The 15,273-nt window shown below is 44.2% G+C and carries 10 protein-coding genes and 3 tRNA genes; 6 read left to right on the top strand and 7 right to left on the bottom strand.

From position 1 onward, the window contains the following. The first annotated feature begins 416 nt into the window (after positions 1–416). From ubiG to yfaE, 4 genes are all read left to right on the top strand, one after another. Entirely contained in the window at positions 417–1,124 is a 708-nt protein-coding gene (gene ubiG / locus L3V37_RS12030; RefSeq protein WP_017636129.1) for a bifunctional 2-polyprenyl-6-hydroxyphenol methylase/3-demethylubiquinol 3-O-methyltransferase UbiG, read from the top strand. 501 nt (positions 1,125–1,625) lie between these two features. Next, positions 1,626–3,908 carry a class 1a ribonucleoside-diphosphate reductase subunit alpha gene (nrdA, locus tag L3V37_RS12025; protein ID WP_237306389.1) on the top strand — a complete coding sequence of 761 codons (2,283 nt, stop codon included), beginning with the start codon at positions 1,626–1,628 and terminating at the stop codon, positions 3,906–3,908. A gap of 83 nt (positions 3,909–3,991) precedes the next feature. Beyond that, entirely contained in the window at positions 3,992–5,125 is a 1,134-nt protein-coding gene (gene nrdB / locus L3V37_RS12020; RefSeq protein WP_005376818.1) for a class Ia ribonucleoside-diphosphate reductase subunit beta, read from the top strand. Next, entirely contained in the window at positions 5,125–5,406 is a 282-nt protein-coding gene (gene yfaE, locus L3V37_RS12015) for a class I ribonucleotide reductase maintenance protein YfaE (protein WP_005376817.1), read from the top strand. Before nrdB ends, yfaE begins: the two co-directional genes overlap by 1 nt. Positions 5,407–5,502: 96 nt before the next feature. On the opposite strand, the gene L3V37_RS12010 is transcribed toward yfaE, so the two are convergent. After that, a complete protein-coding gene (locus tag L3V37_RS12010) occupies positions 5,503–6,735 on the bottom strand; it encodes a CinA family nicotinamide mononucleotide deamidase-related protein (protein ID WP_213894021.1) in 1,233 nt (410 codons plus the stop codon). 191 nt (positions 6,736–6,926) lie between these two features. Here L3V37_RS12010 and L3V37_RS12005 point away from each other — a divergent pair, with 191 nt between their 5' ends. Together L3V37_RS12005 and L3V37_RS12000 are read left to right on the top strand one after the other, a co-directional pair. Continuing rightward, positions 6,927–7,829, top strand: coding sequence for a DUF3943 domain-containing protein (locus L3V37_RS12005; RefSeq protein ID WP_005376815.1), 903 nt, complete (start codon positions 6,927–6,929; stop codon positions 7,827–7,829). A gap of 222 nt (positions 7,830–8,051) precedes the next feature. Further along, on the top strand, positions 8,052–8,564 hold the full coding sequence (locus L3V37_RS12000; RefSeq protein ID WP_017636131.1) for a glycine cleavage system protein R: 513 nt from the start codon (positions 8,052–8,054) through the stop codon (positions 8,562–8,564). 77 nt (positions 8,565–8,641) lie between these two features. Here L3V37_RS12000 and nspC read toward each other — a convergent pair whose 3' ends face one another. From nspC to L3V37_RS11970, 6 genes are all read right to left on the bottom strand, one after another. Beyond that, the gene (gene nspC, locus L3V37_RS11995) at positions 8,642–9,775 is read right to left on the bottom strand and encodes a carboxynorspermidine decarboxylase (protein ID WP_025767273.1); all 1,134 of its coding nucleotides are present in this window, start codon (positions 9,773–9,775) and stop codon (positions 8,642–8,644) included. Positions 9,776–9,878: 103 nt separating this feature from the next. Continuing rightward, on the bottom strand, positions 9,879–11,123 hold the full coding sequence (locus L3V37_RS11990) for a carboxynorspermidine synthase (protein ID WP_012841628.1): 1,245 nt from the start codon (positions 11,121–11,123) through the stop codon (positions 9,879–9,881). An 18-nt stretch (positions 11,124–11,141) separates the two neighbouring features. Then, positions 11,142–14,018: a pyridoxal phosphate-dependent class III aminotransferase gene (locus tag L3V37_RS11985; RefSeq protein WP_225477560.1), complete on the bottom strand. Its 2,877-nt coding sequence runs from the start codon at positions 14,016–14,018 to the stop codon at positions 11,142–11,144. Between the two features lie 897 nt (positions 14,019–14,915). Continuing rightward, a tRNA-Gly gene (locus L3V37_RS11980) sits at positions 14,916–14,991 on the bottom strand. A gap of 13 nt (positions 14,992–15,004) precedes the next feature. After that, positions 15,005–15,091, bottom strand: a tRNA-Leu gene (locus L3V37_RS11975). 78 nt (positions 15,092–15,169) lie between these two features. Then, positions 15,170–15,245 (bottom strand) — tRNA-Gly (locus tag L3V37_RS11970). Positions 15,246–15,273 lie beyond the last annotated feature (28 nt).

Here is a 15,273-nt window from a genome sequence, read left to right as displayed (position 1 = left end):
ATAACACACAATTCATCACTTCGGCATCACTTTCCCTCTCCTTTTATCAGGTTGTGAGCTTGGTTATGAATCAAGTGTCGAGAATTTGCACACTCATCCCATATCTTTCTGATTAGTGGTTATATTTCGGTCAATATTGAGCAAAATCGGACCCTTTACGCGGAAAAGCGAGGTAAATTCCTTTAACCACACAACGCGAAAATGCAGGTTTTAGAGTTATTGTCACTGGCACCAGTTCAAGGATGAAGCAAAACAATAGTTAGCGCTTTACAAATTACAGGCACCTGTCTCGATTGCCGCGCCAGTGAACTCTGTCATTGTCCCTTAACTAAGCACATCGAGGTTGTTTGGGTGTAAAACGTTGGAGTATACTGGCGCCCTCTAAAGGACTCAGATTGAATGCAATAAAACCAATTATGACTAAAGCACAAAACGTCGACCCAAGTGAAATTAAGAAATTCGAGGACATGGCTTCTCGATGGTGGGATTTAGAAGGCGAGTTTAAGCCGCTTCATCAAATTAACCCACTTCGTTTGAACTATGTACTTGAAAAAGCAAATGGCTTGTTTGGCAAGCGAACACTTGATGTCGGCTGTGGTGGTGGCATTCTTGCTGAAAGCATGGCAAAAGAAGGCGCTATTGTGACGGGGCTTGATATGGGTAAAGAACCATTAGAAGTCGCGCGACTACATGCATTAGAAACAGGCACTCAACTGACCTACATTCAGAGCACAATAGAAGACCACGCTATAGAAAACGCAGGAACTTACGATGTCGTGACTTGTATGGAGATGCTTGAACACGTTCCAGATCCTCTCTCCGTTATCCGCTCTTGTGCTGCGCTAGTCAAACCCGGTGGTCACGTGTTTTTCTCAACTTTGAACCGAAACATTAAGTCGTACTTATTTGCTATTGTCGGTGCTGAGAAGCTTCTTAAGATTGTTCCTGAAGGCACTCATGAGCACGATAAGTTTATCAAGCCAGCCGAAATGATGAAGATGATAGACCAAACTGACCTGACGGAAATGGGCATTACTGGGCTTCATTACAACCCTCTAAATGACAGCTACAAACTCGGTCGTAATGTAGATGTAAACTACATCGTTCATACTAAAAAATACTGAACGCTGTTGCGTTAAAAAATGTGTTTTGTGATTGACATTTTTTAAAGAAAATGAATCGGAAGCGGTAGCACAAAGTTGCCGCTTTTTTTGTCTTTTTATGGCTAAAATTCGTGCTCTAGATTCCATTTTGACCAAGCCATTTTTCGTAGATAAAAACGGCCAAAGATCAAGGAAAATATTTTTGCATGCGGTTATTTCTAAACCGATCTCGAAACCGTACTTTTAACCATTCAAGTCTGCCCTTTTCTCATCGGTTAGTGTTCACTTACTGATTTTTTTCATTTTGTCAGTTATCCACAAGTCATCCCCGAACTGTACCTTGATAAATCAGTGTAATAGCACTATCTTGTAACCCGCAAACAAATGAACCCCTATATGTTGTGTTTAAGCGACAATATATAGATAGACTTTGATCACAAAGCCGCCGCAAGCTTTACTCATATTGCACATAAACAAACAAAAATACGGCTTTTATCAGTTTTCTTAGGGAAATAAAGCAGAATGAACCAACAACTTACCGTCACCAAGCGTGATGGCCGTAAAGAAAGTATCGATCTGGATAAAATCCACCGCGTTATCACTTGGGCTGCAGAAGGTCTAGATAATGTTTCGGTTTCTCAAGTAGAACTTCGCGCTCACATCCAGTTTTACGACGGCATCACAACGACAGATATTCACGAGACAATCATCAAGTCTGCGGCAGACCTGATCTCTGAAGAGACTCCGGATTACCAATACCTAGCTGCTCGCCTAGCGGTATTCCATCTGCGTAAAAAAGCGTATGGCCAATACGAGCCACCAACGCTTTATGATCACGTGTCTCGCCTCGTCGATATGGGTAAGTACGATCAACATATTCTAGAAGACTACACAAAAGCAGAACTCGACGAACTTGATGCGTACCTCGACCATAAACGCGACCTAAACTTCTCATACGCGGCAGTTAAGCAGCTAGAGGGTAAGTACTTCGTACAGAACCGTGTTACGGGCCAAATTTACGAAAGTGCTCAGTTCTTATACATCCTTGTAGCAGCGTGCTTATTTGCGAAATATCCAAAAGCGACACGTCTTGATTACATCAAACGTTTCTACGATGCGACATCGACATTTAAGATTTCTCTACCTACGCCAATTATGTCTGGCGTGCGTACCCCTACTCGCCAGTTCAGCTCATGTGTTCTGATCGAGTGTGGAGACAGTCTTGATTCTATTAACGCAACAGCAAGCTCAATTGTTCGTTATGTATCTCAGCGCGCTGGTATTGGTATCAACGCAGGTCGTATCCGTGCATTAGGCTCAGAGATTCGCGGTGGTGAAGCATTCCACACTGGTTGTATTCCGTTCTACAAGTACTTCCAAACAGCAGTAAAATGTTGTTCACAAGGTGGTGTACGTGGTGGCGCAGCTACTGTGTTCTACCCAATGTGGCACGGTGAAGCACGCTCACTAATGGTACTTAAGAACAACCGTGGTGTTGAAGAAAACCGTGTTCGTCACATGGACTACGGTGTTCAGTTAAACAAACTGATGTACCAACGTTTAGTTGAAGGCGGCAATATTACGCTATTCTCACCATCTGATGTACCTGGTCTGTACGACGCATTCTTCGAAAACCAAGAAGAGTTTGAGCGTCTATACGTGAAGTACGAGAACGATCCTTCAATCAAGAAAGAAACGGTTAAAGCGATTGAAATGTTCACTCTGCTAATGCAAGAGCGTGCATCAACGGGTCGTATCTACATCCAGAACGTGGACCACTGTAATACTCACAGCCCATTTGATTCTGAAGTCGCTCCAGTTCGTCAGTCGAACCTATGTTTAGAAATCGCACTGCCAACGAAACCATTAACTAACGTTGAAGATGACTCAGGCGAGATCGCACTGTGTACGCTTTCTGCATTCAACTTAGGTGCTATCAAGTCTCTAGATGATTTCGAAGAGCTATCCGATCTTGTTGTTCGTGCGTTAGATGCACTGCTTGATTACCAAGATTACCCTCTACCAGCGGCATACAAATCGACTATGAACCGTCGTACGCTAGGTGTTGGTGTGATTAACTTTGCTTACTACTTAGCGAAGAATGGCGTGAAATACTCTGACAGTAGCGCGAACGGCCTAACTCACCGTACGTTCGAAGCAATGCAGTACTACCTATTGAAAGCATCTGTAGCACTGGCGAAAGAACAAGGTAAGTGTCCTTCATTCGACGAGACGAACTACGCGAAAGGCTTACTGCCGATTGATACGTATAAGAAAGATATCGACCTAATTTGTGACGAAGCGCTGCACTACGACTGGGACAGCCTACGTAAAGAAATTATGGAGCACGGCCTACGTAACTCAACACTGACTGCGCTAATGCCTTCTGAGACTTCTTCTCAGATTTCAAACGCAACTAACGGTATTGAGCCACCACGTGGTTACGTTTCAGTAAAAGCTTCGAAAGACGGTATCCTGAAGCAAGTTGTACCAGAGTTCACAGAACTTAAAGACAGCTATGAACTGCTTTGGAATATCGGTTCGAACGACGGTTATCTACACCTTGTGGGTATTATGCAGAAGTTTGTTGACCAAGCTATCTCTGCTAATACTAACTACGACCCGTCACGTTACGAGACTGGCAAGGTTCCAATGAAGAAACTACTTCAAGACCTGCTAACAGCGTATAAGTTTGGTGTGAAAACGCTTTACTACCACAACACTCGTGATGGCGCGAAAGATGAACAGAAAGACGCTGTTCAACCACAAGATGACGATTGTGCTGGCGGCGGTTGTAAGATTTAATCTTCCCGTACCTAGCGAACCCGTAAAGACAGACTATCGATAACCTCCCCCTTACGGGGAGGTTTAAAAGGAATTGAGGCATTATGGCTTACAGTACTTTTAACCAAAAAAAGAATGACCAATTGAAGGAACCAATGTTCCTAGGTCAATCAGTAAACGTTGCACGTTACGACCAACAAAAGTTTGAGATTTTCGAAAAACTTATCGAGAAACAACTTTCTTTCTTCTGGCGTCCAGAAGAAGTAGACGTATCTAGCGACCGTATCGATTACAACAAACTGCCAGATCACGAGAAGCACATCTTCATCTCTAACTTGAAGTACCAAACGCTTCTTGACTCTATCCAAGGCCGCAGCCCTAACGTGGCACTGCTGCCGCTTGTGTCTCTACCAGAACTAGAGACTTGGATTGAGACTTGGTCTTTCTCTGAAACGATTCACTCTCGTTCTTACACACACATTATTCGTAACATCGTGAACGATCCTGCTGTAGTGTTTGATGATATCGTTGAGAACGAGCACATTCTGAAGCGTGCAAAAGACATCGCGCACTACTACGACGATTTGATTCAAGCGACGAATGATTACCATCGCTACGGTGAAGGTGAGCATGTCCTTAACGGTGAAACGGTTAAGGTTAGTCTGTACGATCTTAAGAAGAAGCTGTACATCTGTTTGATGTCTGTTAACGCATTAGAAGCTATTCGTTTTTACGTCAGTTTCGCATGTTCTTTCGCTTTCGCAGAACGCGAACTAATGGAAGGTAACGCGAAAATCATCAAGCTGATCGCTCGTGACGAAGCACTTCACTTAAACGGCACGCAGCACATGATCAACCTGCTACGTAACGGTCAAGATGACTTCACTTTCATGCAAATCGCAGAAGAGGCAAAACAGGACTGTTTTGACCTATTCAAAGAAGCGGCTGAGCAAGAAAAAGAGTGGGCAGAGTATCTATTCAAAGATGGCTCTATGATCGGTCTAAACAAAGACATCCTAAGCCAATACGTTGAATACATCACAAATATTCGTATGCAAGCGGTAGGTCTACCAGCAGCGTATCCAGAAGCAACAACTAACCCAATTCCATGGATTAACGCTTGGTTGTCTTCAGATAACGTTCAAGTTGCGCCTCAAGAAGCAGAAATCTCTTCTTACCTTGTGGGTCAAATTGACAATGAAGTTCGCGCAGATGACTTCGAAGGATTCGAGCTGTAATGGCAACACTCAAAATCAACAAACTGATCAGCATTGAATCCAACCCTTCCAATACGATTTTGGAAACAATGGAGCAAGCTGGCCTATTACCAGAATACAACTGCCGTGATGGGCACTGCGGCGCCTGTCGCTGCAAATTGGAGTCTGGTGAAGTGGAGTATGTTGGTTTTGCCATGGCTTACACACAAAGTGATGAAATATTACCTTGTATCTGTAAAGCAAAATCAGATTTGTCACTTAGCGGCGTTAACTACGCGATGAAAGAAAAGCAGCGCGCATAACGTTGACTCGACGGTATAAAATGCAAAAGCCAAGGTAATCACCTTGGCTTTTTTGTCTCTGTGTTTTGTCTCTCAGACTACTGTATAGAGCTTTGGTTATAAAGCACTGCTCGGGAGGTGCATCTCTTTAACTTTCTCTAAAAATGCATAATGCGCAAACATCGGTTTACGTTCTAGGTAGCGACGCAACAAGTCTAGTGCTGCCGTGCTGATCACTTTAACTTGATCATTGCGCTGATACTTTTTCGAGAGTTTATATAATGCTCCCCACTCGCCTGACGGTGTCGATAAAGCGACGGAAAAAACACCCTCTTCAATATGGCCAGTAACGAGTGATAAATCCGTCCCACACTTATCTCGCGTAGCGCCAGCCAGAGCAAACGTCTCTGCTAATGGATCTCCGCTGTTGGCCATCGCTTGAGTCAGGCTCGGTAGTATCCAACCATGCCCTAGTTGCTTTTCAGCGTTTTCATCACCGTTTAGCCAGTACGTTAAGTATCCTCCGCTACTTTTTTCGGAGGTCGACACTGTTAGTCCTTTATCGACCAACAACTGGCCGACATTTTCAACCATAGGTAAATCAATACTAACGGTATTACTCTCAAGGTGTTTATTAATTATCTGTACGAGTTTCAAACGCTGTTCAAGCTGATCTGAAGGACCAAAAAGTTTCACTTCAATAAAAGGCAAGTAAGAGCGATACCCTAGCTCATAGCCTTGAGGAAGTTTTAGCTGATCTAGCTTATCTGAAATACCGGATTCAGATAGACCAAACGTGTAGATTCGGCTACAACATGAACCTTGCACATCGGGAAACACTCTTCTCAGATCGGGAAGAATTTGCGTCTCTGCCATGAGCTTAAATTCACTTGGTACACCCGGTGTGAAATAAAAAATGGCATCATTAATCAGCATTTTGAAACCGCAAGCAGTGCCTATCGGGTTGTCCAATATCTCTGCCGTTTCTGGCAGCATTGCTTGCTTTAAATTACTGTCCGGCATAGGGATGCCACGTCGAGCATACAAACTTTCTAGATGCTGCAACCACTCTTTGAATAGCACCAGTTTACAATCGGCGGCTCTCGCGGCGGCGGCAGCACTCATGTCATCCGTTGTAGGGCCTAAACCACCATTAACAATAACCACATCGTTGTTAAAGCTGAGCATTAAAAACTCTTCAACCAAACTCGATAGGCTATCGCCAACCGTTGAGCGCTTTGTTAAGCCAAATCCATGTTGATAAAACAGGCTAGACAACCATGCCGCATTAGTATCAACAATATCACCGTGGAGGACTTCCTCACCAGTACTAAGCATTGCTATTTTCACAACTGACTCCTGAACGTAAGCACAATCCTATTTTCGTTATAGCGCTTATTTTTCTTTTTATTTGGACAAATCTCGCCGAGGTTTGTTGGGACTAAATAAGGGTCAAGTGTTTAAATGATTGATGTTTTGAGGGATAATTACGAGCCCGAACATACACCATTAACTCGGAGACCTTTGTGTCAAAATCATCCATGTTCAAGACGACTCTAACAGGCCTTTGCTTGGCTTCGTCAGCGCTTGCGCACGCAAGTCACTATGACCTAAGCCGTCATACAGAGTTTTCTTACACACCTGATTGCTTGTCAGGTTACTGCGAAACGACGACTCTGTACACCTTCGAGGCTCAAAATCGCGGTGTTATGTATGAACAGAATAATGATGATTCGCTAAACCTTGACGCAGGGCTTCAGCCTAAACATCTCATCATCCCTCAAGATAAAGACTGGGATTATCTGATGGGTCAAACCTACACCATTCTAGGTCTCAGTATCGCGACCGTAGGCATGATGACTTTTCTTCCAGAAAGTATCACCAAATGGGACGAAGAAGACCGGGACATGAGTAAGTTGGGGCAAAAGTGGAAAGATAATGTCTCTGACGGCCCCGTTTGGGATCGCGATGAACATGTCCTCAACTACATCATGCACCCATATTTTGGCGGCGTTTACTACACGGCAGCACGTCACGCTGGCTATAATGAATTTCAGTCGTTTTTGTACTCCGCAACTATGTCGACGTTCTTTTGGGAGTATGGCGTGGAGGCGTTCGCAGAAGTACCATCTTGGCAGGATATTTTTATCACACCATTCTTTGGTGCTGTTGTTGGTGAAATGATGTTAACGGCTGAGCAAGACATTATTGCAAACGGCGGCGAAGTTATGGGCTCTGAAACCGCAGGTGATGTTTCGCTCTTCTTCTTAAACCCTGTTGGACATATTCATTATTGGGTAACTGATGCATGGGGCGGTAGTGCAGAACTACAATTCAATTCATCACCTTGGTTTGGAAACCAAGATGTTGCAAAATTCGCCATGGACGCAGGCGCAAACTATGACAGTCAATTTTATGGTGTCGAGTTAAAAGTAACCTTCTAATCCTAAGTTGATACTCGGTAAAAAGCAGCCTTACGATGGCTGCTTTTTTTGTGCTCTGAACATTGTTTTAATTATTTGCATCACGAATTAGTGTTAAAAATTGACTTTCATCAAACATTACCTGCCCTTAGCACCTACACTAAATAAAAGGATTTATTCCAATAACTTAAGTAGCACGTTTATTCGTACTGCGTCCAAACCTTGATTCCAGGAGGGGACATTATGAACACCGTATTTATTGTTAATTTTGTCGGACAAGCGTCACCCGCCACGATTAAAGAGCTCGCTGCAATCACACACGAAAACGGCGGGAAATGGCTGATCAGCAAAGTAAACTTTATCGAAGACCAAGTTGCAGGTGTCATCAAAGTAGAGCTTCCAAGAGAAAATGTCGACATCGTTAAACAAGCGTTCTCTTCTTGTCAGACTCTTGTTGTTAGGTTCGTCGACTCTGAGCCTCACTCATATCGTGAAGACACTATCTTCCAACTTCGTTTAGATGCCAACGATAGAGCGGGTATTGTGAATGAAATTACTCACGTTCTCGATAATCAAGGTATCTCAATTTTAGATATGGATTGTCAGCGTGTATTCATTGCTGGAGGCGGAGGGGTAAGCTCTAGCTTATTCAGCGCTAAAATGGCGATAAAACTACCTAGCGAGCTAGAAATTGAAGACATAGCCAATGAGTTAGAATCTCTGAGTGAAGACACTCGTGTAATTGTAGAAAGCTAACTGCATACCTTTAACGCTTCCCCAATAAAAAGAGCAGCAATTCAGCTGCTCTTTGTCGTTCTAATACTCAATACGTTTTATTTCACTGACCACTGAGACAGTGAACGTTTGAAATCAGAGTAGTCAAATTCATTCAGTTTTTGAATGTCACCATTCGAGCGTTCACAGTAGACCGACGGCATACGTAGACCGTTAAACCAGTTCAGTTTCACCATGGTGTAACCGGCACTATCTAGAATATGCAGACGCTGTCCTATCTCTAGAGGCTGTTCGAAGTTCGCCACGCAGAACTGGTCACCAGCCAAACAAGAGCACGAGCCGATCACATACTCATGTTCACCATTTTCAGATGCTTCAAGAATTGACGCTGGCTCATTGTAGATCAACGTATCTAAGCGGTGAGCTTCTGTGGCTGAATCGACAATCGCCGTCTTCTTTACGTTCTCTACAATATCAACCACTGTTACAACGAGATCAGTTGTCTTAGTAATTATCGCTTCACCCGGCTCTAAATACATTTGTACGCCGTGTTTCTCTGAGAACGCTTTAAGTGCTAACCCTAACTTCTCGATATCGTACCCCGGCCATGTGAAGAACACGCCGCCGCCCATGCTTACCCAGTCCAGCTTATCTAGGTACTCGCCAAACTGATCTGAAATAGCATCGAGTAAGCCGATAAACGCATCCACGTCTTTGTTCTCACAGTTCATGTGGAACATTACGCCATCAATACCATCAAAAATTTCCGGTTTGATGTGATCAGCCTGAACACCAAGACGAGAGAATTGACGCGCTGGGTTTGCTAAGTCTTGCCCTGCATAGCTCACACCTGGGTTTAGGCGCAAGCCAATCGATGCTTTGCCTTCGACAATATGACGATAAGCCGCTAGCTGTGACTGAGAGTTAAAGATCATCTTGTCACAGATGTCCGCCACATCGCGAACGTCATCTTCGCTGTAACCCACACTGTATGCGTGTGTCTCACCACCGAACGTTTCGTAGCCAAGCTTCACTTCAAACGGGCCAGAACTTGTTGTTCCGTCTAGGTAAGGCTTGATGATGTCGAATACACCCCATGTTGAGAAGCACTTCAGTGCTAATACAAGCTTCACACCAGAGATGTCTTTTAGCTGTTTTGCTTTCTCTAGGTTCTCAATCAGCTTGTCTTCATTGATCATGAAGTATGGCGTTTTTAGTTCGTTTTGTTGCATTTTGATACCTTACGTCCCTTCGCCTTAGCAAAGGCACTATAAAATCGAACAAAGCCGACGCAAGTGCATCGGCTTAAACGTACAAATAAGAGTCGCTAAATTCTTACTTCAATTTATGGATAACAGGTTGTCCTGGCTCCAGTTCTTGAACATGCCAATCTAGACCAATAGATGGCATGGTTTCTAGGAATGGGTCTGGATCTAGTTGTTCCATGTTGAACACGCCTTTGTCTGCCCACTTGCCACGGAAGAACTGCAAAGCCGCAGTGATCGCTGGTACGCCAGTGGTGTATGAGATAGCTTGGTGTTCAACATCTTCGTATGCGACTTCGTGATCAGCGTTGTTGTAAATAAATACACTGCGCTCTTTACCATCTTTCTTACCTTGAACCCAAGTACCGATACACGTTAGGCCAGTGTAGCCTGGTGCGAGTGATGTTGGATCTGGTAGTAGTGCTTTTAGCACGTGCAAAGGTTGAACAACCGTACCGTCGTGAAGCGTTAGTGGATCTGGGCTGAGTAGACCGATGTCGCGCATCACATTGAAGTAGTTTAGGTAACGGTCACCAAAGCCCATCCAGAATTCGATGCGTTTCGCCGGGATGAACTCTTGCATAGATCGAACTTCGTCGTGCGCCATTGAGTACACTTTGTGTGAACCACAATTCGGGAATTCAAACTCAAGCATACGTGAGTGACAAGGTACTTGTTTCCACTCGCCGTTTTCCCAGTAGAACGAATCGCCTTGAATCTCAAGCATGTTCGTTTCTGGATCAAAGTTAGTTGCGAACTTCTTACCGTGGTCGCCTGCGTTTACATCCATTACGTCGATAGTATCGATTTCATCGAACAGATGCTTCACTGCGTATGCGGCAAACACCGATACTACGCCCGGATCGAAACCAGCACCAAGAATACCTGTAATGCCGGCTTCTTCAAACTTCTCACGGTAACCCCACTGCCAATCGTAAGCTTGAGGTACTTGTTGGCCTTCAGAGCACAAATCAACCGCAACAGATGTATCAAGGTATGACACTTTAGCTTGGTAACATGCTTCCATAATAGACATGTTCACCCAAGGAGGACCTGCGTTGATCACTAAGTCAGGTTGTACTTCTTTAATTAAAGCAACTAAAGAATCTACGTCGTCCGCGTTTACCGCTCGCGCTTCTAATTTCTTAGTTGAATCTTTCAGATTGTTTTTCTTCTGAATCGATTCGATGATTTTCTCACACTTACCTACGGTACGTGATGCGATTGTGATATCACCCAGAACGTCGTTGTTTTGTGCTGCTTTATGTGCAACTACCCAGCCAACGCCGCCTGCACCAATCTGTAGAATTGCCATAGTTTTCCGTTACCTTTGTTAAACTAGCTCTGCCGCTAGCGTATTGATTTTTGAGAGCAAAGATTCAAAGTCCGCCGTCGTCAGACACGGGTTCAAAATCGTAAATTTCAATGCAGTTTTATCGTCGACAATGGTTTCACCCAATACCGCAATACCGCGTGTTAACGCTTCTAAGCGCAACGTTTTGTTCAGTTCATCAAGATCCGCTGATTCATTTGTCGCGCGGAACAGAACCGTAGATAGTGATGGTTCAGCCAACAACTCAAAGTGTTTGGTTTCTCGAATCATGTCCGCCACTTCAAGCGTCTGCTCAAGCAAATGATCATACATATCGCCTAGGGCTTTTGGCCCTACGCTTTGCATCGTCATAAACACTTTGAGCGCATCAAAACGCTTAGTTGTCGCAATAGACTTATCCACCAAGTTCGGTAGTTCGTCGTGTTCGCGGTTCAAATAGTCTGCATGGTGAAGCAGGAATTTAAAGTTAGACTTGTCATTTACCAATAGCGCACCACAACTGATGGTTTGGTAAAACAGCTTATGGAAGTCTACGCTGATGGAATGTGCACGCTCACAACCTTTCAGACGCGCTTTTTGGCTACTTAGAATCAGAGCTCCACCGTATGCACCGTCGACGTGCATCCACATGTCATGTTTCGCTGCCATATCGGCGATAAAGTCTAAGTCATCAATAGCACCGTGGTCCGTTGTGCCCGCTGTGCCAACAATGGCAAATGGGATCAAACCTTCTGCTTTGGCCTGATTGAGAACTTCGTCTAATTTAGTGACATCCATCGTTCCATCGGCATTAGCATCGACAGTCATGACCGCTTTTTCACCCAGCCCCATCCAAGACGCTGATTTTTGAACCGTGAAGTGGGATTTTTTTGAACATACAATACGTAGCTTGTCTGCGTATTCAGGAAGGCCAAGCTTTTGAATTGAGTGTGCACTGAGTTTGTCAGCAATCCAGTCACGCGCTAACATCAAGCCCATTTGGTTACTTTGCGTGCCGCCGCTCGTGAAGATACCGTCCGCTTTTTCACCTAACTCATATTTATCGCATAGCCAGTTCACAACTTTCTGTTCAACATAAGTCGCTGATGAAGCTTGATCCCATGAGTCCATCGACTGGTTCAAAGCCGCAATCATTGCCTCTGCCGCAATCGCTGGCATCAAAGGTGGAGTATGCAGGTGAGCAATACAATCTGGATGTTGAGTAAAAATTGCGTTTTTCGCGACCAGCTCAGCAGCATCGTCGATAACGGTTTTAAGAGGCGCATTTCCATTATCAAGATCAACGTCGTGAATCGCTGCTTCCAATGCTTTTGGATCCATACCTGAATACGGTGCAGTCACTTGTTCAAACACTGACTTCATTGCCGTAGTAGTGTGATTCATCACCGAAGCAAATTCATTGCTGCCCATCTCTCCAGTGTGGATGAAATGCTTCTTCCATTCATCTTGTGGCTGAATTTCGATGTGACTACCGCCAGCGGCTAAAATCGCGTCTTCAAATACACGTAAAGCAAAGTCGATTTGCTCAAACGAGATGATAAGAGGAGGAAGGAAACGAATTACTGCGCCTTCGCGTCCACCTTTCTCAACGATCAAGCCACGCTCGAGTGCTGCGCGTTGAATAGAAAGTGTGAGTTCACTATCCGCTTGAGGTTCACCAAATTTATTGAGCTCACCGTTTGGAGTTTTAATCTCCACGCCTAGCATCAAACCTTTGCCACGAACCTCTGCGATACAGTTCACACGCTTTTGAATACTTTCAAGGCCGTAGCGCAAGTACTGACCCGCAATATTGGCATGCTCAACAAGATTATCACGTTGGATAATTTCTAATGCTTTCGCACCAGAGACCATGGCTAACTGGTTACCACGAAATGTACCTGTGTGCTCGCCCGGCTTCCATGTATCATGTTGCTTGTTGATAACCAATAGCGACATTGGTAATCCACCACCAATTGCTTTTGATAAACACAGAATATCTGGAACAATGCCCGACTCTTCGAACGCGAAATTGTAGCCAGTTTTACCAACACCACACTGGATCTCATCGAAGATCAGTAAGATACCGTGTTCATCACAAATACGACGTAACTCTCGTAGCCAGAATGCTGGCGCAGGAACAACACCACCCTCACCTTGCACTGGCTCCACGATAATCGCGGCAGGCTTCATAATGCCTGACTCATCATCGTTTAAAAGACGATCGATATAGCGAATACTTGCTTTCGCACCTTCATCACCGCCAAGCCCAAAAGGACAACGCAGGTTGTATGGGAAAGGCATAAAGTGCACATCCGACATCAAACCAGTTCGACGAGCTTTCGTGCCTAAGTTACCCATCATCCCCATCGTACCATTAGTCATACCATGGTATGCGCCGCGGAAGGCAAACATAGTGTTGCGACCGGTAGTCTGTTTCGCGAGCTTGATAGCAGCTTCAACCGCATCAGCTCCAGACGGGCCACAAAATTGGATAACGCTGTTCTCGCTTAACTCTTGAGGAAGAAAAGACTTAACAGATTGAATAAACGTCGTTTTTGCTGATGTTGCAATATCTAGCGTCTGATATGGCAGTCCTGAATCTAATTGCTCTTTCAGAGCTTGGTTTATTTCAGGATGGTTATACCCCAAAGCTAGAGTGCCTGCCCCCGCAAGGCAGTCTAGAAAGATCTGTCCACGCGTATCTTCAACCAAGCACCCAAAGGCTTGTTTAATTGCGATCGGCAAACGACGTGGATAAGAACGTACTTCAGATTCATGCTCAGCCTGATCAATCAATACTTGATCTGGCGTTAAGTCATACGTTCCCTCAACGATAGGAACCTGAGACGAAAAAATGTTTGCGATATTGCTATCGACTTCAAAGGCAGTGCTCATACTACATAATCCCTTGAATTATAATAATTCTGTATCCTGTATTAATAATCATTAGAACGAAATTACAGGAGGTGTGAATACCCCTCCGCATTTGTCAGTGCATAAATGACAAATACAGATCATCCGCCACGATACTCGCGACTTTATATGTAAAAGGGATTAATCAAGGTTCTGTAATGCACCCGTTTTGTAAAACAGGACATTTCGGCAGTATGAAGCTGATTAGTGTGTGTTTATTCAAAGGTTTCAATGTTGGGTTTCCCATTAATATGCCGCGTTTACAGCATTAGTATCCCGTCTATCGACAAAAGGCTTTGCCGATACCTACCCTACGCAGTGTCACAATCAGCTTGAATGGTCACTACGCGTATCCCCCAGAGATCAAACGTTGTTAATTACGCTCCGAGATTGCGCGCGAATTTATCACAAAATAAAATCTTCTGGCAACGATTTTTCATATTAGTAACAGTGATGTAAATCACAACAAAACATACCCCATCGCAACTCGCATGTTCATATTCATGAGCTATGCTTTTCTGCTTCTCTCAAACAGCTGTTATTTAAACAAATATTCTTGAGATATCATCACCTCATCTAACAGAGGTTTAAGGTTGTGCTGCTTAATCGTAAAACATTCCTTTCTATATCCGGAACATTTAAAAAGATAGCATTCTCGTCACAGCTTTGCCTGGAGTAAGAGTGGTTATTCACCACAAGTGATGGTTTAAACATAGACTAGTAGGAATAGCTAAGATGTTTTGCAATGGCAGAATTAACAATCACTTGAGTCAATGAGACAAAGGGTTCGTTACTTAACGAAGTCTGTGACAGAAAAGAAGTTTGAGATTTTCAAAAAATATGAAAAAGGCCTAACATTTTCATGTTAGGCCTTAAATCTGGAGCGACACACGAGGTTCGAACTCGTGACCTCAACCTTGGCAAGGTTGCGCTCTACCAACTGAGCTAGTGTCGCATTTAATATGAGATGGTGCCCCGGGCCGGACTTGAACCGGCACAACGCGAACGTCGAGGGATTTTAAATCCCTTGTGTCTACCAATTCCACCACCAGGGCACACAAATATTCTTTGTGATGCCTTTACAGAAAAGTAAAACACCATCTGATACCGCTAAATGCCATATCAATAAAATTTGGAGCGACACACGAGGTTCGAACTCGTGACCTCAACCTTGGCAAGGTTGCGCTCTACCAACTGAGCTAGTGTCGCATTTTTTCTCGAAAGCCATTCGCTCTCA

Origin of the sequence: Vibrio sp. D54 (genome assembly GCF_021728075.1) — a bacterium.
GTDB classification, from domain to species: domain Bacteria; phylum Pseudomonadota; class Gammaproteobacteria; order Enterobacterales; family Vibrionaceae; genus Vibrio; species Vibrio alginolyticus.
The sequence above is the reverse complement of the archived record's forward strand: the minus strand, read 5'-3'. Positions and strand labels throughout refer to the sequence as shown.

What these genes read in the sequence shown, in the direction of transcription:
- ubiG (WP_017636129.1), top strand. Translation starts at nt 417, where the DNA reads ATGACTAAAGCACAAAACGTCGACCCAAGTGAAATTAAGAAATTCGAG.
- nrdA (WP_237306389.1), top strand. Translation starts at nt 1,626, where the DNA reads ATGAACCAACAACTTACCGTCACCAAGCGTGATGGCCGTAAAGAAAGT.
- nrdB (WP_005376818.1), top strand. Translation starts at nt 3,992, where the DNA reads ATGGCTTACAGTACTTTTAACCAAAAAAAGAATGACCAATTGAAGGAA.
- yfaE (WP_005376817.1), top strand. Translation starts at nt 5,125, where the DNA reads ATGGCAACACTCAAAATCAACAAACTGATCAGCATTGAATCCAACCCT.
- L3V37_RS12005 (WP_005376815.1), top strand. Translation starts at nt 6,927, where the DNA reads ATGTTCAAGACGACTCTAACAGGCCTTTGCTTGGCTTCGTCAGCGCTT.
- L3V37_RS12000 (WP_017636131.1), top strand. Translation starts at nt 8,052, where the DNA reads ATGAACACCGTATTTATTGTTAATTTTGTCGGACAAGCGTCACCCGCC.
- nspC (WP_025767273.1), bottom strand. Translation starts at nt 9,775, where the DNA reads ATGCAACAAAACGAACTAAAAACGCCATACTTCATGATCAATGAAGAC.
- L3V37_RS11990 (WP_012841628.1), bottom strand. Translation starts at nt 11,123, where the DNA reads ATGGCAATTCTACAGATTGGTGCAGGCGGCGTTGGCTGGGTAGTTGCA.
- L3V37_RS11985 (WP_225477560.1), bottom strand. Translation starts at nt 14,018, where the DNA reads ATGAGCACTGCCTTTGAAGTCGATAGCAATATCGCAAACATTTTTTCG.